General features: G+C 39.3%; 21 protein-coding genes. 4 read left to right on the forward strand and 17 right to left on the reverse strand.

Annotated features, from left to right (window positions below):
- Positions 1-8 precede the first annotated feature (8 nt).
- The 5 genes from IR083_RS22575 to nspC form a co-directional block, all read right to left on the reverse strand.
- Positions 9-1,523: an ArnT family glycosyltransferase gene (locus IR083_RS22575; protein ID WP_242052515.1), complete on the reverse strand. Its 1,515-nt coding sequence runs from the start codon at positions 1,521-1,523 to the stop codon at positions 9-11.
- Positions 1,524-1,788: 265 nt separating this feature from the next.
- On the reverse strand, positions 1,789-3,393 hold the full coding sequence (locus tag IR083_RS22580; protein WP_194226025.1) for a ComEC/Rec2 family competence protein: 1,605 nt from the start codon (positions 3,391-3,393) through the stop codon (positions 1,789-1,791).
- A gap of 15 nt (positions 3,394-3,408) precedes the next feature.
- Complete coding sequence (rpe, locus tag IR083_RS22585; protein WP_006797530.1) at positions 3,409-4,062, reverse strand: ribulose-phosphate 3-epimerase; 654 nt, start codon at positions 4,060-4,062, stop codon at positions 3,409-3,411.
- 163 nt (positions 4,063-4,225) lie between these two features.
- The gene (locus tag IR083_RS22590; RefSeq protein WP_006797531.1) at positions 4,226-4,390 is read right to left on the reverse strand and encodes a hypothetical protein; all 165 of its coding nucleotides are present in this window, start codon (positions 4,388-4,390) and stop codon (positions 4,226-4,228) included.
- A gap of 91 nt (positions 4,391-4,481) precedes the next feature.
- A complete protein-coding gene (gene nspC, locus IR083_RS22595) occupies positions 4,482-5,624 on the reverse strand; it encodes a carboxynorspermidine decarboxylase (RefSeq protein ID WP_194226026.1) in 1,143 nt (380 codons plus the stop codon).
- 223 nt (positions 5,625-5,847) lie between these two features.
- Here nspC and xrtK point away from each other — a divergent pair, with 223 nt between their 5' ends.
- From xrtK to IR083_RS22615, 4 genes are all read left to right on the forward strand, one after another.
- The gene (gene xrtK, locus IR083_RS22600; protein WP_194226027.1) at positions 5,848-6,375 is read left to right on the forward strand and encodes an exosortase K; all 528 of its coding nucleotides are present in this window, start codon (positions 5,848-5,850) and stop codon (positions 6,373-6,375) included.
- Positions 6,359-9,217, forward strand: a complete 2,859-nt coding sequence (locus tag IR083_RS22605; RefSeq protein ID WP_194226028.1) for an MSEP-CTERM sorting domain-containing protein — start codon at positions 6,359-6,361, stop codon at positions 9,215-9,217. The genes xrtK and IR083_RS22605 overlap by 17 nt, the downstream gene beginning before the upstream one ends.
- 98 nt (positions 9,218-9,315) lie before the next feature.
- Positions 9,316-10,032: a phBC6A51 family helix-turn-helix protein gene (locus IR083_RS22610; RefSeq protein ID WP_194226029.1), complete on the forward strand. Its 717-nt coding sequence runs from the start codon at positions 9,316-9,318 to the stop codon at positions 10,030-10,032.
- Between the two features lie 139 nt (positions 10,033-10,171).
- Positions 10,172-11,545 (forward strand): methyltransferase RsmF C-terminal domain-like protein, encoded by a 1,374-nt coding sequence (locus IR083_RS22615; protein WP_006797536.1) that lies wholly within the window; start codon positions 10,172-10,174, stop codon positions 11,543-11,545.
- Here IR083_RS22615 and IR083_RS22620 read toward each other — a convergent pair.
- The 12 genes from IR083_RS22620 to IR083_RS22675 are packed head-to-tail and all read right to left on the reverse strand — an operon-like array spanning position 11,542 to position 21,787.
- A complete protein-coding gene (locus tag IR083_RS22620; RefSeq protein ID WP_194226030.1) occupies positions 11,542-12,360 on the reverse strand; it encodes a glycosyltransferase family 2 protein in 819 nt (272 codons plus the stop codon). The genes IR083_RS22615 and IR083_RS22620 overlap by 4 nt on opposite strands.
- 3 nt (positions 12,361-12,363) lie before the next feature.
- Entirely contained in the window at positions 12,364-13,242 is an 879-nt protein-coding gene (locus tag IR083_RS22625) for a glycosyltransferase (RefSeq protein ID WP_242052516.1), read from the reverse strand.
- A gap of 1 nt (position 13,243) precedes the next feature.
- Positions 13,244-14,197: a hypothetical protein gene (locus IR083_RS22630; protein ID WP_194226031.1), complete on the reverse strand. Its 954-nt coding sequence runs from the start codon at positions 14,195-14,197 to the stop codon at positions 13,244-13,246.
- 9 nt (positions 14,198-14,206) lie between these two features.
- Entirely contained in the window at positions 14,207-14,425 is a 219-nt protein-coding gene (locus tag IR083_RS22635) for a YdeI/OmpD-associated family protein (protein ID WP_006797541.1), read from the reverse strand.
- Between the two features lie 12 nt (positions 14,426-14,437).
- Complete coding sequence (locus IR083_RS22640) at positions 14,438-15,133, reverse strand: WbqC family protein (RefSeq protein WP_194226032.1); 696 nt, start codon at positions 15,131-15,133, stop codon at positions 14,438-14,440.
- Positions 15,130-16,251, reverse strand: a complete 1,122-nt coding sequence (locus IR083_RS22645; RefSeq protein ID WP_194226033.1) for a DegT/DnrJ/EryC1/StrS family aminotransferase — start codon at positions 16,249-16,251, stop codon at positions 15,130-15,132. The genes IR083_RS22640 and IR083_RS22645 overlap by 4 nt, the downstream gene beginning before the upstream one ends.
- A gap of 12 nt (positions 16,252-16,263) precedes the next feature.
- Complete coding sequence (locus IR083_RS22650) at positions 16,264-17,112, reverse strand: glycosyltransferase (protein WP_044215271.1); 849 nt, start codon at positions 17,110-17,112, stop codon at positions 16,264-16,266.
- A gap of 17 nt (positions 17,113-17,129) precedes the next feature.
- Complete coding sequence (locus IR083_RS22655; protein WP_194226034.1) at positions 17,130-18,005, reverse strand: glycosyltransferase family 2 protein; 876 nt, start codon at positions 18,003-18,005, stop codon at positions 17,130-17,132.
- The gene (locus IR083_RS22660) at positions 17,990-18,778 is read right to left on the reverse strand and encodes a glycosyltransferase family 2 protein (RefSeq protein ID WP_006797546.1); all 789 of its coding nucleotides are present in this window, start codon (positions 18,776-18,778) and stop codon (positions 17,990-17,992) included. Before IR083_RS22660 ends, IR083_RS22655 begins: the two co-directional genes overlap by 16 nt.
- Positions 18,779-18,782: 4 nt before the next feature.
- Positions 18,783-20,009 carry a glycosyltransferase gene (locus IR083_RS22665; RefSeq protein ID WP_006797547.1) on the reverse strand — a complete coding sequence of 409 codons (1,227 nt, stop codon included), beginning with the start codon at positions 20,007-20,009 and terminating at the stop codon, positions 18,783-18,785.
- 4 nt (positions 20,010-20,013) lie between these two features.
- Positions 20,014-20,856 (reverse strand): glycosyltransferase family 2 protein, encoded by an 843-nt coding sequence (locus IR083_RS22670; protein WP_006797548.1) that lies wholly within the window; start codon positions 20,854-20,856, stop codon positions 20,014-20,016.
- Positions 20,857-20,860: 4 nt separating this feature from the next.
- Positions 20,861-21,787, reverse strand: coding sequence for a glycosyltransferase family 2 protein (locus IR083_RS22675; protein ID WP_006797549.1), 927 nt, complete (start codon positions 21,785-21,787; stop codon positions 20,861-20,863).
- Between the last annotated feature and the right edge of the window lie 4 nt (positions 21,788-21,791).

Genomic DNA, 21,791 nt, shown 5'->3' on the forward strand with positions numbered 1-21,791 from the left:
TGTTTGGTTTAGTCTTTTCGTTTGTATAGGAAATAGGTGGACTTACCATTCTCTTCATAGGTGCTTACAAGCGTGTAATTCTCCTGAAGGACAGGCAAAGACATATAGTAATCGTAACTGAACGAAGCCCCCGACAATATGATGAACTGTACTTTCTTCTCTTCTATGTATCTTGTCTGTTCGTCCCTCATTTCGGGATAGATATTGTAAGGCAGATTGGGCGAGATAAAGTATTTTACAGTCGGCATTATATTCGCTTTGGTAAAGATGCCTGTTGTGGCATCAAGCCCCATGCACATGAGTGTAGGGTTCTTTTCCTTCGATATTACGTTGTAAAACTTATAGAGAACGCCGCTGGTTTCTTCCTGCTGTCTGAAAATAACTTCTTTGGGTTTTCCGAAAAAGTCTTTAGTCATGATTCCGCATGCAAGAGCAACGAGGGCAAAAAACAGATAGGAATACCACCGGCCGGGTATCTTAATATATTTGCTCAGCATATCCAGGATCGAGATAATGCCTGTTATGCAGAAAATATAGTAAGGAATGGAGTAGTAGAAAACATAATTGGCAGGCATAAATATGACTGTGTACAACGATGCAAACGAAAGTATAATTCCTATCTTGCCCCAATTATTTCCCAGATACCTGAATGGGAAGTATATAGCCCCTATAAGTATGATTACAAATTCGTAGTTGTCATATTTTAGGCGTTGGTAGAAGCGGATAATCAGGTTCTCCATGATGCGGGCGAAGTCGCCGAGTTGCGCATATGTCCTGTTCAGTGTAATGTAAGTATCCCAGGCATAGGAGAGTGCACCATTTATAAGGAAGTAGGCTACGATAGGTAAAGTTACTATCACTACTCCGGCTATGAATGCGGCTATATTCCTTACAAGATTCTTATATTCTTTCTTTAGCAGTAGATTAATAAAAACGGCTAGCAGGGGGAAAAACCAGAAGACAACCAGATTGAGCTTGATGAACAATACAACGGTACACATAATGCCGTGTACAAGCATATGTGAAGGTTTGTGCAGCTCAGCGTCTTTATCTTTAAAGTACCGGATGAACAAATAGAAACTGATAACGATAAATAATGTTATGAATTCTTCGGCCGAACCTCCTTCCGATGAGTGGGAAAGCATCAGAACAGGGAAAAAGAGTGCGGTGATGAAGGCATATATTTTATCGAGATATAACCGTCCTATAAGGTAGGCAGCAAATATCATCCCCACCCATGCAAGGGATTCGATGAAGTACATGCCTATGAAGGAGTCCTCCGAAAAAAGGGAGCCGATGCCATAGATGACGAAGATAAGCGGGCCTTTGTGATCGAAGATATCGGTATATAGCGTTTGCCCGTGAAACATCGCTTTACCTATGTTGAAATAGAGATTTATATCCGACCAGTCATTGAACGGATACAATGGCGACATCAGCGAGCAGAAAAAGACAAGAAGGAAAGCGTATATGAATAGAACAATAAATATGTTCCTGTCATCAGATATCGTTTTCTTTATCATTAGTATATAAATTGAAATCAGAGGCAAAAATAGGAAAAATATTACTGACAGTGAATTGTTTTGCTCATTCATTAGATATTATTTGAATCGTCATTGAACTGAATGTGTAATTATTTGATACTGTGTCCCGTTTTGGCAAAACCAAGATCGAGGATAAACACAGGAGGGTGCGGCAATAATGCGCCGATATTCTAAAATAAGCAAGGGAGGAATTAAATATAAGAGGAAAGAATATTAATATAAGTCATTAATCTTTATTGATGATTTACATAGAAAAGTTATGGTAAATATGAACTCCAAAGAACAAAAATACAGCGAATAGCCCCAAAATCAGTCCTTTGGGCTTTTTATAAATAAGGAAGATGAGTAGACCTGTGATTAGAGTGTATATTAAAATCATATCTGTAAATGATATTTCTATACCATCAATCAAAGCGAGTGGTAAACCTTCAAAGAAACGGATAATACTTGTCATCAACCATACTAAAAACTGTAATGTTTTGACCGGTAAGTAGTAAAAACAAGCTGTTAAATCCGGCATTATCATACTCAGTATTTTAGCTAGTCCAATGCCACCCACAGTATAGATTATCAATGTAACCAATGGTACAATCAGCAGATTGGCAGCAAAAAAATAAGTGGGAAATGTGCCGAAGTAATACAAGCAAAGAGGAAATGTCGCCAATTGAGCCACGATAGACAAGGTAAACATTTGCCATATATTTCGCAAATATTTATTCTCCACCTTCAATAACCCTGAAACTTTAGGTAATAAATATAATATGGAGAGAACAGACATAAAGCTCAACTGAAAACCTATATCAAATAATGAAAAAGGACTGACCAACAGAATGAAGAATCCTGCGATATATAGAGCATGCAGGGAGAAGCTTTTCCGCCCGAAAATTTCTGAAACACAGAATACCGTGAGCATTGCGCTTGCCCTTATCACTGAAGGCGGCAAACCGGTAATAAAAGCATATATCCATAGTAGAACAATAATCAATAAGGGTTTCAGCCAATAATACTTCGTGCTTTTGCGAATAAACCCGAGTAGAAAACTAATCATCAGATAGATGATACCCACGTGAAGTCCGCTGACCGAAAGGACATGTACTGTACCCGTAATCCTGAATCCCCGCTTAATATCGTCTGTCAGATCGTTCTGATAGCCCAGAGTCAGCGCAGAAAGAATACTGTATTCCGTATCATTGAATCCTAACGATTTATAGAAATCCATTATATACTGACGGCAGCGTAACGCTGTATATTTCAGTGAGGGTGATATCTCTCCCGTAGTTTGCCATAAACCGTTTGAAACATAGGCAGAGCCCACAAACCCCTGATTGTACATATAGCGTGCATAATCGAAATCCCCGATGTTCTGAAATGGTTGTATCTTTCCCTGGAAAGAAAAGATATCTCCGGGTTGCAGCCTGTTGTTATCCAATGCATCTCTTTGAAAATAACAAACTATCAGTTTATCTTCGTCGGGCAGATAGACTCTGTACGCTGTCGTTTTTTTCTTCTCCTGTGGCGTATCGGTAACTATACCGGCATATATCTCTACCTTATTTGAGTATGTAAATTCAGAATATTGCTGCCGCAAGGATGTAGATACAACACCTACGCTTATAAGAAATAAAGCGACACCCAGACCAAATAGCCAACGCCAGCGGAATTGCTTATCCTCCGGTATCAGATATGAAAAAAGCATAGCTATCAGTCCTGTCAGGGAGAAAGCTATGCCTGAATATTCTATCTTTAAATAATATTGTAATAAAATCCCCGCTACAAGCGGAATAAGAAAAAACAGGAATGGTATTTTGGAAAACGGATTCTTCATTCCCGCCGGTAATAATAAGGTCACAGACCTATTAAGTTATCATTTAAGACTTTTCAGTTTATGTATCATTTCCACAGGATCGGCATCTGCGAATACAGCATTACCTGCCACGAGCACATCGGCTCCGGCATCTACAAGTTGCTTTCCTGTCTGCAAGTTCACCCCGCCATCAACCTCGATCAAAGTCTGCAAATTCCTTTTTAGTATCATATCTTTCAAACGGGAAACTTTAGAGAGCGAATGCTCTATGAATTTTTGCCCGCCGAATCCCGGATTCACTGTCATAAGAAGAACCATATCCACATCCTGTAATATATCTTCCAGCAACGAAACAGGCGTATGCGGATTCAATGTCACCCCGGCTTTCATCCCTGCTTCGTGTATACCTGAAACCGTACGGTGCAGATGGGTGCAAGCCTCGTAATGCACATTCATCATATATGCTCCGGCCTCTTTTACCTGCGATATGTACTTATCGGGATTGACGATCATCAGGTGAACATCCAGCGGTTTCTTTGCAATTGTACTGATCTGCTTTATTATCGGAAAGCCGAACGAGATATTAGGTACAAAACTCCCATCCATTACATCGCAATGGAACCAATCGGCTTCGCTCTTATTTATCATCTCCACATCTGCCTGAAGATTCAGGAAATTTGCAGAAAGAAGAGAAGGCGCTATCTTGTGTGACATGTCTACGAATTATAAGTTATAAATATTATGAGTGTAAATATAGTAAAAAAAGGGACGGGATGATATAGGAAAATCCGAATTTGAGCTTCTGTATATTTCAAAAATCTCAATAAAAAAGCACAGGCTGTGATAGCCTGTACTCTATTTTCTTTTTTATCTGCTCTTAATTTACACAAAATCCGCTTATAGTATCCGGTAAGGATTTATCTACATAATGCGCGCGTGCAAATTGTTTAAGAAAGTCTAGTGTTTTTTCGGAAGGTGCGACAACCTTCTCTTCATTTTTATCAAAATGTTGACATTGTTCAGGTGTAAAGATTTTCTTCATAGGCGATTTCCGTTTTTTTTAGAGTTATATTAATGAAACGCCTGTATAAAAGTCTTATTGCCTACAATCTCATTTTTAACATTTTACCGGATCAACTCATTCTGTTTTTGTAGTCCTCATAATCGAACTCACGATAAATTTCCAGCTGGTTATACTTGTTCCAAAGCGCGATAGCAGGATGCGAGATACCGTTAAACATAGTTGTTTTCACAGTAGTATAATGTATCATATCCTCAAAGATAATCCTGTCGCCGATCAAAAGCGGTTCGTCGAACGACCACTCCCCTATAAAATCGCCGCTGAGACAGCTGCTACCTCCCATCCGGTAAGTAGGCAGACCTTTTACCGGCTCATGATATGCTCCCCTGATATAAGGTTTATACGGCATTTCGAGACAATCAGGCATGTGGCAGGCAAAAGACACATCGAGTATGGCTGTTTTTATTCCGCCATTATCCACAATATCCACCACTGTGGAGACTAATACCCCTGTCTGCCAAGCAAAAGCGCTTCCCGGCTCCATTGTAATTTCGAGGTTCGGATATTTTGCTTTAAACGATAGTAGCAAATTTATGAGGTGCTCCACATCGTAGTCTTCGCGGGTCATCAGATGGCCACCTCCCATATTCAGCCATTTTACTTTTGGCAGAAAATGCCCGAATTTCTTCTCTACCTGTTCCAGTGTCTTCTCTAAATCATAAGAAGAAGATTCACACAGCGTATGAAAATGCAGACCTTCTACTCCTTCGGGTAATTCATCGCCGAAATGGCTGACCGGAACACCGAGGCGAGAATCCGGAGTTGCCGGATTATACAGGTCGGTTTCCACAACTGAATATTCGGGATTGATGCGGATACCACACGAGACTTTCTTCCTGTGTTTCAGAGTCTCAGGATAAAAGCGTTCGTATTGAGACAAGGAATTGAACGTAATGTGACTGCTATATCGCATGAATACAGGAAAATTATCCGGAGTATAGGCTGGAGAGAATGTATGGGCAAGGCTTCCCATTTCCTCGTAAGCCAACTGTGCTTCAAACACCGAACTAGCCGTTGAGTATGGGATATATTCGCGGATAATGGGGAAAGATTTCCACATGGCAAATGCTTTGAACGCAAGTATTATATTAACTCCTGCCCGTTCTTTTACCGATTTGATAAGTGAAAGATTCTTTCTGAGCAGTTCTTCTTCCATAACAAAGCATGGAGAGGGTACTTTATGTATTTCTATCATGTAATTACTGATCTATATTTTTTCGTTTGCAAAGGTCGCTATTTTTATTGAATAGTGGAGGGGTGGTTTAAAAATTAATATGTCAATTCTCAATAGTAGTTTATAGAGGCGAATATTTATTCACCTCTACGTTCAATAACTTTATTTTTCTCTATAATAATTCTCAAAAAAGTTTGGTTAATTAAATTTTTAAACATTACTTTGTTTTTCAAAGTTCTTTTTTATGGAAAATAAAATAACACTTTCAATTCTTTGCTTCTGCATATTCGCAGGTTTAAAACTGGCTTATCCACATTTAGATACCGATAATATACGGTTTCTGCTTGGTCCTACTAATAAAGCCATAGAACTGATATCTGGATCGGATGCTATCTACAATAATGCATCAGGATATTTTTATCCGCAGATAAATATGGTGATCAATAAGTCGTGTTCGGGTTTTAACTTTCTGTTGATCAGTTTTCTGATGATTGCTTTTGTATTTATAAAAACAGGTATTATAAAAAAATGGCTCGTTATACCCGCATCTTTCATTCTTTCTTATATGATAACTCTTATAGCCAATATATCACGCATAACAGGGTATATGCTGATAATGGATACAGGTTTCTATTCAGCTTCCGGCCTTCCGGATAAGTTGATACATCAGGCTGAAGGGATTTTTGTCTACCTCTCCTTTCTTATATTCGGATATTTACTTCTAAATCAGATAATAAACAAAATACAACGCAATCATGAGAAAACTGCTTAATCCTAAATGGATATTCCTTATCAACACTTTACCTGTCATACTGATCCTATTTCTGGAATGGGGCGAATTTCAAATAATAAAAAGCTTGCTGGATTATTCCGAACTGACACGCTGGAAGTCGTTTGCAATTGTACTGGTTATGCTTGCATTGCTGAATGCTGCCTATGCTATTGTACAGATGGTGCGCAAAAAACGGGTAGATATAGTTTACTGTATTGTATCATTTATTGCTTTTCTCAGTTTTATATACGCATATTATTATAATTATACCTATTTGGTGCCATCCGGCATTCCCGATTGGATGATATCGGGAAACCTGCCTATGTATGTAGGGGCTTTTCTTATGCCCACACTTATATATACTTTGTTTGCCCTGGCCATTTTACTCACTCCGCATGCCAGAAACCAAAAGGCATCCATAAATATTGCAGTGGCCATAAGTATTCCGTTTTTTATTTATGTTTTTGCTACATTGGTATTGCCATTGTGGGACGGAATGAGATTCGGGAGTGAACATCTCTACCTTGTATCCGCTATTCTGGCTACTGCCGCTTTTCTGTTTTTTATCATTCGCTTTATTTATATACTTATATCACGCCGGAATATCTTTAAAGAATATGAGCTGGCATGGAAAATTCCGGTTGCTATTATATTTCCGATATTGGGTTTGTATATCAATAAGAATTTCGATAACCTGTTCGGAAATTTCTCCGATCCGTGGTTTTATATTATAGCCGTTGCAAACGGTTTGCTTATCTGCATCCCGATACCGGAAAACAGGCAGCTAAGGTTATCTCTCTACACAGGGAGATGTATCACATTTATGTATACGCTTTACTTTTTCCTGGTCATGTTGCCTTTCCTGCCGTTGTCGGTGTTTGCCATTATCATTTTCGGAGGAGGGTTCCTGATGCTCACACCATTAATTTTATTCCCTATACATCTCAATGATATCGTAAAGGACTTCAATAACCTAAAACGAAGCTATAAGAAACCATTATTATATACGATTACAATCATTAGTATTTGTGTGTTGCCAACAGCAATAACGATTACTTATAAATACGACCGCAGCATACTGCACACAACACTCGAATATCTTTATAGTCCCGACTATAGGAAAGAATATAAACTAAATGCAAAATCTGTAGACCGTATATTGGAAGCTACAGAAACACACGACCCAACGGGCGGTACGGCATTCTATTCTTCCACCCCGTATCTGTCAAGCTACTATAAGTGGTTAGTACTAGACAATCTGACCCTTTCGGAAAGTAAACGGACTCTGATTTACAACCTGTTCAATGGCCATGAAGCAAATAATAACAGACGCAGCAGGATGTGGCAAAGTCCGGGAAACGACACAATACAAAAAATAAAAATAACAGATATCCAACATAGCAGTAAATATGATGATGCACAAAAAGCATGGGTCAGTTGGATAGACCTCTCAATATACAACGAAAATGTTCCTCTCCGGGATGCTGAATATATAACAAAAATAGATTTGCCTGCCGGATGCTGGATAAGCGATTATTACCTCTATGTAGGAGATGTGAAAGAACCGGGTATACTGGCCGAAAAAAAAACTGCAACATGGGTATTCAATCAGATAAGAAATGTAAGCAGAGACCCGGGACTACTTCGCTACCTGTCGGGAAATACAGTGGAATTCAAAGTCTTTCCATTTCAAACAGACGAGACGAGATATACCGGAATCGAGTTTATTCACAAAGAGCCTGTCACTATCGATATAGACGGCAACCGGATTATGCTTGGAGATACTGAAATGCAAATGCATACAGACCCGAATGTACATATGGCAGGAGTAACATATATTTCGGGACAGGAAAAACAAAAACTGGAGACAGTAGAACGCAAACCATATTACCACTTCATTGTCGATATATCTGCAAATGTGGGTGATTATGAAATAGCGGGACAATATCTGCCGGAAGAAAAAAGAACTGATAGAGAAAAAGCCGGAAAGTATCTTGACGAAATAAACAAGCTGCTCGACCGTAATCTGATTGACAGAGAAAATGCGAAAATATCGTTTACAAACACTTATATAAAAACCTTTTCGTTGAAAAATGAATGGCAGGAAGAACTGAAAAAGCAAAAATTCGAAGGGGGATTTTTCCTCGACAGGGCTGTAAAGAAAATCCTTTTCGATTCCTATACCGATCCTCAAATGACATACCCTGTTATAGTTGTATTGAGCGATAATATACAGAAGGCTATTCTTTATAATGATTTTGCTGATATGGAGTTTACTTATCCCGAAGGAGACAGGTTTTATTCGTTGCAAAACGACAGCCTGAAAGGACATTCTTTTTCGAAGGGTATAAAAGTAACAGAGAGCATTATCGACTCTATCCCGTTAAAAGCCGTAAAAGTATGGCCGCGCCTAAGTAATCCGCTTGTATATCTGCCTGACGATAACAAAGCGTCCGTTATACTAAATACAAAAGATAAAACACTGGACATAAATCAGGATGCAATAAATAAAAAGAACTGGGAATCGGGGTTGCTGATGCAGGCACAATGGATGCATCAGGTATTACATCCCGAAACCGCCGATAAAGAGTGGCTCAGCCTGCTGCAAAACAGTTTCAAATCGGGGATAATGAGTCCGCTTACATCCTACATTGTTGTAGAAAACGACGCACAGAAGGCTATACTGAAAAAGAAGCAGGAAGAAGTTATGTCGGGTCACAGGGCGCTCGACCTGAATGACGAGACACAGCCGATGACGGAGCCTGACTTAATTATATTAATTATTCTGTTCGCACTGTTTTGGGTATGGTATAGGAAGCGTAAGATGAAAGTGACGGAATAGACCTTTGTTCTTATTGAAACTGAAAATGCTGGGGCTTAGGTAATTACTGGTTGCTCATTATCAAATTCCGAATCATTTATCTATACCATAAAAACCTTATGGCAAAGTATAGTGAAGAATCAGTAGAAAAAATCGTATCATTGATAGAGGATGATTTTTGTTCGGTGGCTGAAATATGCAGGGTAATGGGTATCAGCCGTAAAACATTTTACACGTGGAAAGACACCAAGCCCGAACTGGCGCGGGAAATATCCAAAGCCGAGAATCGGCGGGAGGAAAGAACACGCCAGATGTTGTATTCGTCCCTGAAAAAACGGCTCGACGGCTATATCATGGTTGAAGAAAAAGAAATTTACCTGCCTGATCCCGGTAATCCGGAGGGAGTATCCTTGCAATCGAAAACGATAAAACGGAAGAATTGCCTGCCCGATCTGCGTACCATAAAGCTGCTGTTGGACAGACAGGATAAACAAAGCCTTTCCCGCCTTCCACAAGAGGAGGGAAAAGACTGGAAAGAAAAAGAATATATGACGGAGACTGAGCCGGACTCCCTTTGTATGCCCGAAGAGCCGGAGAGCGAATCCGCACTTGCACAAATGGAGACACAGGAGGTGGACGATGATATGGAACAGGCCATAGCAGAGAATGATGATGAAGATAGCAGCGAGATTGACGAAGCGGAAATGAATGAATATTTCGAGCGAATGGATAATGCCTTTGCAGCCCGTCAGGAAATAAAGCGGAGACTGATTGCCAATAATAATCGAAAGGCTGTAAGCCAACAGAATAAAAGGAAAAAGAGACGTAGAAAATGAAATATGTAACAGGTGAAAAAAGTGGAAAAAGTGTTACCTTTGTTACCTTTTAGCCCTCTAACCTCCCCAATGGGGCTTTGGAGAGGGTGAGTAGCATCTAAAGTCTCCTCCCGAGGAGTGGGGCTAATAACTGGAAAAAATGAATTTACCTGATGATTTTATAATACGGACCAAACCGCTCCTGAGAGAAGAATGGGACGACCTTATCGCAGCATTAAGCAGTGATTCACCAACCAGCATCCGTTTGAGCCGAATGAAGGGAATAGGAATATCCGGAGTAAAAGTACCATGGTGCGATACAGGGTATTATCTTGGCAAACGGCCGCAATTTACGTTCGATCCCTTGTTTCATGCAGGCTGTTACTATGTGCAGGAAGCGTCTTCCATGTTTATAGGGCAGGCATTGAAGCAGTATGCAGAGGATGATGTGAAAGTTTTGGACTTGTGTGCGGCTCCCGGAGGTAAATCTACTCTGATAGCTGATTTATTGAACAAAGATAGCTTGTTGGTATCGAATGAGGTAATCCGTTCGCGGGCAAATGTTTTGTCTGAAAATATGACTAAATGGGGCAATCCGAATGTCGTGGTAATAAACAATGATCCTGCTCAAATAGGCAAACTGAAAGGCTTCTTCGATATCATACTTGTCGATGCTCCCTGTTCGGGTGAGGGGATGTTCCGGAAAGATGAGGGAGCAATATCCGAATGGTCTGTCGATAATGCAAGATTATGCAAAGAACGGCAGCAACGGATTTTAGCGGATATCTGGCCTGCACTAAAACCCGACGGATTATTATTATACAGTACGTGTACCTATAATCTGGAAGAGAATGAAGAAAATGTACAGTGGATTCGCGATGAATTAGGAGCAGAAGTATTGCCAGTGGATATACAGGAAGAGTGGGGGATAAGCCCTTCTTTTGCAGAGGATATTCCTGCTTGTCGCTTTTTTCCTCACAAGACAAAAGGGGAGGGGTTTTTCTTTGCTTTGTTGCGGAAGCAGCAGGAAGAGGGTGTCCGTACCGACTTCAGGAGAAAACGGAATGAGAAAAAGAACAGAGTGGAATTGCCTGATCAATACAAAGATTATATTCTGGATAAAGAGCAATTTGTATTTTATCCGAAGGGTGATTCCTGGTATGCCTTTACGGAGGAACTGTATAATGATGTCTGTATTTTAAATTCGAGTCTGAATATTGTATCGGAAGGTATTTGTCTGGGTGAATTTAAAGGAAAGGATTTTATTCCTGCGCAATCGTTGGCTTTAAGCAATTATCTGAATGTAAAAGCCTTTGAAACTTACGATATGGATTGGAAAACAGCTATAAGCTATCTAAGAAAGGAAGCCCTGATATTACAGGATATGCCGAAAGGCTATATTCTTCTGACATATAAGAATGTTCCAATAGGATTTGTGAAAAATATAGGGAATCGTGCTAATAACCTTTACCCGCAGGAATGGCGCATACGTTCTGCAAATATACCCGAAAGCGAAGTAAATGTGATGGATTAGCCCTTTACAAAACCGAAGATACGCCCGATTTTGCAGAATGCACGGAATCCGTTGTATATCCAACGTTTAGACTTCATAATATCGGTCACAAAGCCATTTTGTTCTAGATAATAGAGCCGTTCCAGTTTTTTGACAGCATTTTCGTTGAGGAATTCACGGCATACTTTCAGTTTTTCGGGGTAGATGACACCTCCGCCGATTTGTGTACTGAAGCCCTCCATATTGTAGATGACTATAAATGTGTCTACATACTTTACAGGTAGCTGGTCTATTCCTATTCCCTGAAAGAATAGTTTCCAGTCGGCTACTACCCGCAGGGTCTCGTCATATAGTCCATATTTTTCGAAGTTGCTGCGATGAATAAAGAATGCCTGATGGCAAAGGAATCCGGAAAACAGCTCGTAGATGGCCATATGCCAGTCGCGGTCTTTATATGAGGTGTCGGCTTCCAGTTTCCCTTTTTGCTCCATATAGAAGCTGCCGCAGATAAAAGGGGCGTGCGGATAGTCTGCAAAGACCTTCTCGAGGGTATCTTTTTCATATAGGGCGTCGCCGGAGTTGAGGAAGTACAGGTATTCGCCTTTTGACTGCTTTATACCTTTGTTTTGAGCGTTATATATGCCGTTGTCCTTTTCACTTACCCAGTATGATATCTTATCTTCATATTTGCGGATAAGGTCTACACTGCCGTCAGTGGACTTACCGTCGATGATGATAAACTCATAATCGGTAAATGTTTGTGAAACAACACTGTCGATAGTCTTTTGCAGACCAGCTTCGTCATTCAGGTTGATGGTTATAATGGACAGTTTCATATTTTATTTACGTTGCGATTTTATCAGAAAGGGATTGATGTAACACAATTTCTGGAACAAAGTAAGTATAGCAGCGGCCTTTCGCAAGCTATAGCCTTTGGCATAGTAAATTTGTACCTTATACATCCTTTTTATGCGCTCTTTGACAATCTTCTTATATTTATGATTGGTATACTTATCAAATTCATGCAATAAATATACCATCCATGCGGTTTGATTCAAAGGCTTCAATGTAGATGATATTCCGCCCAGATGTTGTCGGTACACTGCCATATATTCAGGCAGGAACTTGATTTTACCTGACAGGGAAACAATGAGTTGCAGGGCATAGTCCCCATTCTTTACAGTATAATACCAGTCGGGTGTTTTATGCGCGTCTTTACGGAAAAAGATAGACGCGGTGAGTAATCCCCAGTCTTTGCTGATAAGGTCTTCCGTTGTCAGTATATCCCGTTCCATCTCTATATTTTCGTCCAAAACGCCACACATTAGTGTATGGGCCTTATGAGAACACATGACGAAACCGGGATTAGCTTCCATAAAGTCGACCTGCTTCTGTAATTTGTAAGGGTCGGTCCAATAGTCGTCTCCATCGCAAAGAGCAATGTATTTGCCCTGTCCGGAGTTTATATTGTTTATCCAGTTGAGCATCATACCCTGATTGGTTTCGGGTAGCCTCAACTTGATAATATCAGGATATTTTTTCTGATATTCGATACATATGGCCCGTGTGTTATCGGTACTGCAATCTTCGCCGATAACGAGTTCGAAAGGGAAATCCGTCTTTTGCATGACTACTCCTTCAATAGCTTCGGCTATAAACTTCTCATGATTGTAAGTTATCATGGAAACGGAGACCATTATGTTCTTTTGTTCAGTCATTTTAGCTATATATCACATCTATGATCCTTCTCATATCCTCCTCCTCATACCGATGATCACAAGGTAAAGGTAAAAGATAATTTACAATCCTGTATTCGTCAGAATCTTTTTCGACTAAGTCCAGGGTTGCTTTCCAATAAGTGGAGACGAATATCTTATTGTCTATCAGCTTTTCCCTCAGGTTCGTATTTTCCGAATAGAACATATAACTGAGCGGACAGGTATCATCGGGAAAGTTGTCGAACTCATATATATTGTCTTTACCTAAGATAGAATGCAGATACTTGAAGTTGCTTATCTGCCTTTGTTTCAGATTTTCATAATCTATATTCGCCAGCAAGGCATTTGCCAGATTAGACATCCTTTTTATCGGCTGATTAATTAGGCTGGCACAATAGTCGAGATAATCCTGATAGGCTGCGCCTGCATTCCCATATTCGATACGCTTCATCAGGTGCGTCATATGAGGTATTGCCATATCCTGCTCGAATACTTCGTCCAGCAATGTATCTGTATAAAGATATGCGCCATCGGGCAGTCCGAAAAACTTACGTGGAGAGTAGATCGTATCTATTCCTTCATATGGTCTGGAATAGAATGCATGGGTATTATCCACAATGAGCTGCTTACCAAACCTCCTGACTAGCTTTTCGACAGTATTGCATTTGATTCCATATATGTCTGAGTAAAGGAATACTTCATCTTTAGCCAGTTCCTTATCGAAGACCGGGTCTATATTGAAATCGACAGAGTAGAATTCAGATTCGAGGCCTAATTTCTTTATAGGCTCCCATATTACCTCTGAGTTGAGATATGGAATATATATCTTTCTATACTTCTTTGCTTTCAGAATATATTCAAGGCAATTACGGGCAGTATTCAGCCGTACCGCTTCTTTGTGGTAATGCTCGCCTTTGCGGAGCTGAAGTTCGAAGTATCCTCCAATTTCTTTCATTCGATATAGTTATGTCTTGAGCGTTTTCTGTTTGTTCTTTAACATGATTAAAGCCTTTCCAGCTCTTACTTCCCGGGTTGCCTGTTGTTTGGCTCCGCCTATCCAGTCACAGTATCCCCGTTTATATCCATCTGTGAGACTCTCGAAGAACTCCTTTTCTTCATTGTTATCATTGAGGAGTTTTACGAGTTCTTCCGGTATAATGATTTCGCCTTTACTTCTTTCCATATATCAGCCGGATTATATTAATTCATAATTATCTAATATTCTATGTATATCCTCTAAAGAATTGAACATCATTACATCCAGTATGGAAAGCCAGGGTACAAATTCATTCGCAAACTGTTTGTATTCAATCGGACTGGAAGAAATGAAATGCAGGTTTATATTTTCTTTCTTAAACTCTTCGGGTGAGTATAACTCTTGCCCCCCGATTGCATTATAATAATCCGTAGCTTTCAGTTCTTTACAGATTGCAATTACTTTATCCTGTCCTTTTAGGGAATGATCGATGCCGAGAGAAGAGGATATAATTATCTCTGTATTAATTTCCAAATATCTGCATATTTCGCGAACAGAGTTATCTATATAATGAAACAGATTGTTATCGTCGTAATTGATGATTCTCTCTATCAAAGGCATTACCTGTTCAAAATAAGGAGCTTTCCTATAAGATTCTCTTATTTGATTTAATAATTTCTTTTTATCGAAACCAACCGATAAACTTCGTTCTTTGACATCCAGATAATCCGAATCTTTTTCCAATGGAATAGTAATCATCAAATCTTTGCCGTTTTGCAAAATCCGGTTCCTGTTAATCCAGCCTTTTTTTGTGTATTGAATATTATCGTATATCACATATTTATCAACAGCATTCAGCAATTGAAAATATCCGATATACGGCAAAAAGTAAGGCTGCATTATCCCCAGTTTCATTTTCCCCAAGGTTTATTTTTTATTAAATCGCAGATTCGACGTACTTCGTCAAATTCCAGATTGGCATATATAGGAAGGCATACGATTTCTTTGGATACCTGCCCTGCTATCGGGAGGTTAGCCACGCTTGCCGACGGCAGCCCTTTGTATGTAGGGAAATCGCTGATAAGCGGGTAGAAGTAGCGGCGTCCGAAAATATCATATTCCTGTAATTTGAAATAAAGTTCGTCCCGGCTCATGCCGTATTCTGCCGTATTGATGCGCACAGGATAATACGGGTAGGTGTGCTGTACTCCTTCGGCTACTTCCATGTAAGATACTCCGGGGATATCTTTCAGCAGGCTATCATATAATTTTGCCAATTCCAGGCGTTTGGCTATATAACTGTCTACGTATTTGAGCTGAAGGGAACCATAAGCTGCTTGTAACTCATTCATCTTGGCATTGATACCCGGTTCTATGACGGTGGTTTCGTTTCGGAACCCGAAGTTTTTGAGCAAATCGATGCGTTGCTTGGTCTTTTCATCCTGACAAACAATAGCACCACCCTCAATTGTATTATATACTTTTGTGGCATGGAAACTCAGAATGGAAAGGTCGCCCCAGTTCATCACCGATTGCCCGTCTTTCTTTACTGAAAAAGCATGGGCTGCATCATAGATTACCCGTAGGCCGTATATATCGGCGATACGTTGTATTTCCTCTACATTGCAAGGGTTACCATATACATGCACAGGCATGATCGCTGTTGTTTGCGGTGTTATGGCCGCTTCTATCTTTGCCGGGTCTATATTGTAATACTTATCGTCGATGTCCACAAATACAGGCTTGATATTATTCCACCAAAGTGAATGGGTGGTTGCGACAAAGCTGAACGGCGTAGTTATTACTTCTCCCGTTATACGCAGAGCCTGTAATGCCGTGATGAGAGCCAATGTACCATTAGAGAATACCGAGATATATTTCACTCCGAGATAATCAGCCAGTTCCTGTTCAAACTGTTGGTGAAAAGGCCCGTTGTTGGTCAATATCTTATTGTCCCATATCTGTTGCAGATAAGGGATGAATTCTTCTAATGGCGGTAGTGCCGGTTGCGTTACAAATATTTGTTTATTCATAATCTTTGTTTTCTATAGTTTCCGGTATATTTTTCGAATAAAACCCGGGGTAATGCTTTTTATACGTCCCCGTAGCGATTTGTCGCCATAGAGTAGTATTTCCAGCCTCCGTTTATGTTTTGTAAAAGCTTCAGTATATTTATAATTGAAGTATTTGTCGTACTCGTTTATGAATTCAATGATTCGCAGATATTGGGCTTTATCATCCATCTTCGACCATTGGCCGTTGTCGTGTATCCGGTAAGCGGAAGTAACATCTTCAAGATAGAGTAGAGGACCGAATTGCCCCATATACATCCCCAACATCCAGTCGGCAATTTCCATATCGAACAGCCTAGGATCAAGGTTTTGCACATGTTTTCCCCTGAATACGCAGCATGACAGGTTGCCTATCTTATTTCCCAAAGCCAGTTGCTCAGTGGTAATGAGTTCATAATCTTTACTCTCTGTCCAGTCGAATATTTCTTCTCTGTCCAGGTCGATAAATAGACGCAGGTGCCTGTTGTAACTCATTGAAGAATTGGGCTCGGCTTCAAGATGGTCTATATGATTTTGTAAATGATTCGGTTTCAGCCAATAATCATCTCCTTCCATAATGGCTACATAATCACCAGTGCAGGCGGCAAAAGCTTGCTGATAATTTTTATTATAGCCTACATTATGGAATTTTTGAAGGTATGTGAATTTGAACCCGGTTTTATTTTCGTATTCTTTTATGATATCTACTGTATTGTCGGTAGAACAATCGTCAGCCACAATAATCTCTACTTCATGTGCAGTCTCCTGCATCAGTATGCCTTCGAGCGTCTGAGGCATATATGCAGCCTGATTATAAGTGATTAGTATGACGTTTATCTTCATAATAGTTTGTATCAATCTTACTCCTCTTTCAAGGGCTTTTTCCGGAATACTTTCCTCAAAAATTTGACCGGTGAATAAAAGAAATCTCCTATCTTGTATTCTATCGATTTTTTGTATAAATCGGCTTCCCATTTATAGTAGGTAGCTTCGATATGGTCTCTTACAGGGTTGATGTATCCGAGGAACAAAGGTACATGATTCTTGAAGATTTGGAGTAATAATCGCTCATTTTTCTCTTTATCAAGGGACGAAAGCATTGAAACCTCTTTTATGCGATAGTAGAAATGGTATTTCTCCAATTTTACGACTTTGTCTTCTTCTTTGATAAATCCGAGCCAAAAGTCCCAATCTTCGAGTCCTCCAGCCATATTGGTATTGTAACCTCCTGTTTGCAGGAAATCACTCCGCCTGTATATCCCCGAGCAGAATATAGGGTTCTCAGTGAATAATCTTTTATAGCTATAGTCGGGGGTTTTAAGCTTTTGGTTTTTCGTCCCGAATAAGATGAGATTACTGTAAACTACCTTCACTTCCGGATCTTCTTCGAGAACATCCACAGCTTCGCTAATATATTGGGGGCTTATCTTATCATCAGAATCCAACGGCAGGATGTATTTTCCTGAAGCATGTTTTATACCGAAATTGCGGGCGTCGGACAGTCCGCCGTTCTCTTTCCTGAAATATCTGAAACGCTGGTCTTTTTCTGTCCACTGTGCGGCTACTTCCCGGGTATTATCAGGTGAACCGTCATCCACTATAATGCATTCCCAATCACTGTAATCCTGCTCTAATACCGATTGCAGTGTTTCCGGCAGGTATTCCGCCTGATTGTAACAGGGAACAATTACCGAAATCGAGGGTGGGGGAGTTGTCTTATTTATAGTTTCAGCCATTTCAATAATCCTATCTTTTTAAGAAACCTTACGCTTACTGATGTTTTCAGTTTGTACAGTTCCTGTTTTTTCTCTATCCAGCCATTGTACACACTTTGATATAGTGGGTATGTAGTAGCAATATGATTGTTCCTTTCGTCTGTTAATACCTGGCGGTTTTGACTATCGGAGCTCATTCCGTCCAGATAGAATGTAGAAAAACAATCGTCGATATGTTTATATGAAGCATTGTTAAGGCAGATAGCATCGATGAAGAAAGCCCAGTCGGAGGATATTCTCATCTGCTCCGAATAACCGCCATAATCGATCAGGGTATTTCTTTTTATAAAAGTACCCATATGTGGGAGTCCGTCTTCAATCAGGTATTTAAAGTCTATATAATCAGGATAGAACTTGATAAACTTATTATTGTTTGTTGTATCACAAATTTCGAGGTTGTAATAGATTATATCCTCTCCTGTCAGTTTATCAATAATTCCAGTCAGTCCGGCATCTTTAAGGAGGGTATCCCCGCTATTGAGAAAAAGGAGGTATTCTCCGTTGGCGTGTTTAATGCCTTTGTTCATAGCATTATAGACGCCTGTATCTGCCTCACTCAGCCAGAAGGAAATGTGATTGTTAGACTCTTTTATAACTTCTATGCTGCCATCGGTTGAATTTCCATCAATAACAATGTATTCAAAGCCTGATTGGTTTTGAGATATAACACTTTCGATGGTCTTTCTAAGCCCATCGGCATTGTTGAAGTTTATTGTTATAATGGATAATTTCATATTCTTATCTGCTCAGTATGTCTTTATATAATTGTATATATTTTTGAGTCTGTAATGTATCGGAGAATGTATTTACGGCATAATCCCTGATTGCTTTTTCCTCAAAGGTATACTTATTATTTAAGAAATCGTTAAGTCCCTGTGTTAAAGGTTCTACCCCTGTTTCAGAGAGTAATATTCCGTTTTCCCCGGTTTTTATATGTTCTGCCATACCTCCATTGCTGAAACTTATAACAGGAGTACCATTTGCAAATGATTCGAGCATGACATTGGGTAAGTTGTCTTCTTTTGACGGTATAACGGTTAGATCGGCAGCAGAGTATAATCGATTGAGTGCTGATATATCGGTTATCTTATCGAAGTGAATATGATTGATACCAGACCTTATTTTCATACTATCGGGTAGTTGGCCTACTGATATTATCTGAAAATCGTTGCGTTCCATCTTATTTATAGTTTCAAAAAACATCGGGAATCCTTTTTGTATGTTACTAAGATGCGCCCCTACTATTATGAAAGTTTTCAGATTAGTGCTGATTCCTGTCTTCTGCTTAGCATAGGTTTTATCTATAACCGGGTAGTTTGAAAAATCGAGTCCATTGGGTATCAAATAGTGAGGGTAATTGCAGAAAACAGCACTCGCTTCGGACTTTTTCTTCATCCATTCCGAAAGGCAGACTATATGGATATTCTTGTTTTTATTAATGGCTTTTATCTTGATATTTCGTACCTGATTATCAATTTTACCATATCTCTCGATGTTTTTGATCCTATCCGATTCGAAATGAAACATGCCCATAAACGGATTTATGTCATGCAGCGTCCATACAATGGGACGCGTTATATTTTTGAAGAAAGTAGGATAATTGAGAAACTCCGAAATCCAATGTAAATGGATGATATCAGCATCTTTTATGATGGGCAGTTGTTCTAACCTGTATGATGTTGTTGCAAACGTAGCTATTTCATAATTCTTAGGATATTTATTTAGTTTTACCCAATGAAAGTGTTCTGCATGTAGGTTATATTTTTTCAAAGCCCTTATTATAAGGGAACGCCCTGTACCGACTGTATGAATATTATTTGCAATAGCAAATTCAGGATCGATAGGAAAACGTTGGACTAGCTCGGACTGTATGCCCGGTTCCTTCATCAGATGCTGATGAAGTCTGAGCGTGGCGATCCCTGCACCACCACCCGTTATTCCTGTTGATATGTGGGTGATTTTCATTTATTTAGAATTTACGTCTTATGCTTCCTAATAAGTTATTAAGCTTTTCATATTTGCGCAGTTTCAAGTATTTGTTTTCCAACTTATCATATTCGGATTTTGAAGCGAGGCTTTTGCAAAATAAGTCTTCATAATTCATCCCTCTTCTTTTTCCGGTATTGATAATTACAACCCAATGCCAAAAGTAGGCCTTGCCTATATTTTCGTTGGTGGATATTCCTGAATTATGTATGCGGTAGTAATATAATTCTTCATTCAGAAAATAGGTTTCACCCACATCATACAATTTTAAGTAAAGGTCTTGGTCTACCGCTCTTTGTAAATATGGATCTATACCTTCGGTTTTTTGATAAAAATTTCGTTTGAATGAAGAAAAATGTGATATGGCGCTTTCCATGTTCAGGAAATACGGGTCATTCGCTACAATTTGTTTAGGTGCGTCATTCGTCTTGATTACTTTCAGATTTTCATCACAGTGATATGATATAGAATGGACAAGTGATACAGTTGGATTATCCCGATGGGCATTAACCATTTTTCTCAGTGCATCATCGGTTAGTGCATCGTCAGGGTCAAGAAATCCACAGATATTTCCTGAAGCCATTTCCACACATTTTCTTTTTGTAAATCCGGCTCCCTGATTTTCACTATTGCAGTATATTTTTATACGCTCATCATTTTTTAATTGATTGTATACCGTAAATGAATTGTCATCTGAATGATCGTCCACGATTATAACTTCCCAATTGTTATATGATTGCTTGTAAACACTCTCCAGGGCTTCAGCAAGGAAGCGGCCGTTGTTGTAATTGGCTATGAGAACAGAAAAAAGGGGCTGATTATCCATACTCTTATTTTTCAGGTAAGAAACTTAAACCTTTTACTTTCGAAGTTCTGCGATTATTTAATATTTTCGGGATAGTCTTTATGAGTCTTAACGAAACGCAAAGATTAATCCATATATCCTTATATGCCAAATGGAATAAATGGCCCAAAGACTCCATAAACAGATAATAGAAAGAACGGAATATGCATTTTCGGAAAGGCATATAAATACCTGTCAGGATAATCAAATGATAGATATACTTTCTGTCTTTGATTTCTTTTAATGATTTCCTGCCTTTGAACGTCCTGTCATGCACCCCATATACTTTAGGGTAAATTCCCGTTCTAAAACCATGATATTCGACCCGCCCGATATAATTATCATCTTCTCCATAATGAGGAAAAACCGGATCAAATCCACCGATGGTTAAAAGGCATGTTTTTGAAATCATCCAGAATGCTGCATTTACAAATTTGACAGGATAAATCTTGTCTTCGGCCTTTCCCTTTATTATAAAATCAGAAATAAGATTTGAGCATGCGGCAGGCCGAATATAAGCAGCGAAGTTAGCATCTAATTCGTTTTCTTTTCCATTCAGGTGTACCGGACTCAATATCCCGTATTCGAGGTTTTCTTCCAGTTTTACTGCGAGTTTTTCAATTGTGTCGGGGCGAACCCATGCATCCTGATTCAGGAGAAAAACGAAGTCAGCGTCTATTTCTATTGCATACTTTAACCCAATATTGTTCGCTTTTCCGAATCCTAAATTGACTTTGCTTTCTATCAGATTGATTTCCGGATAATTATCTTTGATAAATTGTACAGTGCCGTCGCTTGAGTTATTATCGATAACAATGGTATCGGCATGTATCGAAGAGTTTCTTATGCTATCGAAACAATTCTTATACCATTTCATACCATTGTAGGTGACTACTATTACAATTATTTTCATAAAA

The organism is Dysgonomonas sp. GY75 (genome assembly GCF_015234155.1).
Lineage (GTDB): Bacteria > Bacteroidota > Bacteroidia > Bacteroidales > Dysgonomonadaceae > Dysgonomonas > Dysgonomonas gadei.

What these genes read in the sequence shown, in the direction of transcription:
- IR083_RS22620 (WP_194226030.1), bottom strand. Translation starts at nt 12,360, where the DNA reads ATGAAACTGTCCATTATAACCATCAACCTGAATGACGAAGCTGGTCTG.
- IR083_RS22645 (WP_194226033.1), bottom strand. Translation starts at nt 16,251, where the DNA reads ATGAATAAACAAATATTTGTAACGCAACCGGCACTACCGCCATTAGAA.
- IR083_RS22655 (WP_194226034.1), bottom strand. Translation starts at nt 18,005, where the DNA reads ATGGCTGAAACTATAAATAAGACAACTCCCCCACCCTCGATTTCGGTA.
- IR083_RS22610 (WP_194226029.1), top strand. Translation starts at nt 9,316, where the DNA reads ATGGCAAAGTATAGTGAAGAATCAGTAGAAAAAATCGTATCATTGATA.
- rpe (WP_006797530.1), bottom strand. Translation starts at nt 4,062, where the DNA reads ATGTCACACAAGATAGCGCCTTCTCTTCTTTCTGCAAATTTCCTGAAT.
- IR083_RS22605 (WP_194226028.1), top strand. Translation starts at nt 6,359, where the DNA reads ATGAGAAAACTGCTTAATCCTAAATGGATATTCCTTATCAACACTTTA.
- IR083_RS22625 (WP_242052516.1), bottom strand. Translation starts at nt 13,242, where the DNA reads ATGACTGAACAAAAGAACATAATGGTCTCCGTTTCCATGATAACTTAC.
- xrtK (WP_194226027.1), top strand. Translation starts at nt 5,848, where the DNA reads ATGGAAAATAAAATAACACTTTCAATTCTTTGCTTCTGCATATTCGCA.
- IR083_RS22590 (WP_006797531.1), bottom strand. Translation starts at nt 4,390, where the DNA reads ATGAAGAAAATCTTTACACCTGAACAATGTCAACATTTTGATAAAAAT.
- IR083_RS22630 (WP_194226031.1), bottom strand. Translation starts at nt 14,197, where the DNA reads ATGAAAGAAATTGGAGGATACTTCGAACTTCAGCTCCGCAAAGGCGAG.
- nspC (WP_194226026.1), bottom strand. Translation starts at nt 5,624, where the DNA reads ATGATAGAAATACATAAAGTACCCTCTCCATGCTTTGTTATGGAAGAA.
- IR083_RS22635 (WP_006797541.1), bottom strand. Translation starts at nt 14,425, where the DNA reads ATGGAAAGAAGTAAAGGCGAAATCATTATACCGGAAGAACTCGTAAAA.
- IR083_RS22650 (WP_044215271.1), bottom strand. Translation starts at nt 17,112, where the DNA reads ATGAAGATAAACGTCATACTAATCACTTATAATCAGGCTGCATATATG.
- IR083_RS22675 (WP_006797549.1), bottom strand. Translation starts at nt 21,787, where the DNA reads ATGAAAATAATTGTAATAGTAGTCACCTACAATGGTATGAAATGGTAT.
- IR083_RS22665 (WP_006797547.1), bottom strand. Translation starts at nt 20,009, where the DNA reads ATGAAAATCACCCACATATCAACAGGAATAACGGGTGGTGGTGCAGGG.
- IR083_RS22640 (WP_194226032.1), bottom strand. Translation starts at nt 15,133, where the DNA reads ATGAAACTGGGGATAATGCAGCCTTACTTTTTGCCGTATATCGGATAT.
- IR083_RS22670 (WP_006797548.1), bottom strand. Translation starts at nt 20,856, where the DNA reads ATGGATAATCAGCCCCTTTTTTCTGTTCTCATAGCCAATTACAACAAC.
- IR083_RS22660 (WP_006797546.1), bottom strand. Translation starts at nt 18,778, where the DNA reads ATGAAATTATCCATTATAACAATAAACTTCAACAATGCCGATGGGCTT.
- IR083_RS22575 (WP_242052515.1), bottom strand. Translation starts at nt 1,523, where the DNA reads ATGATAAAGAAAACGATATCTGATGACAGGAACATATTTATTGTTCTA.
- IR083_RS22615 (WP_006797536.1), top strand. Translation starts at nt 10,172, where the DNA reads ATGAATTTACCTGATGATTTTATAATACGGACCAAACCGCTCCTGAGA.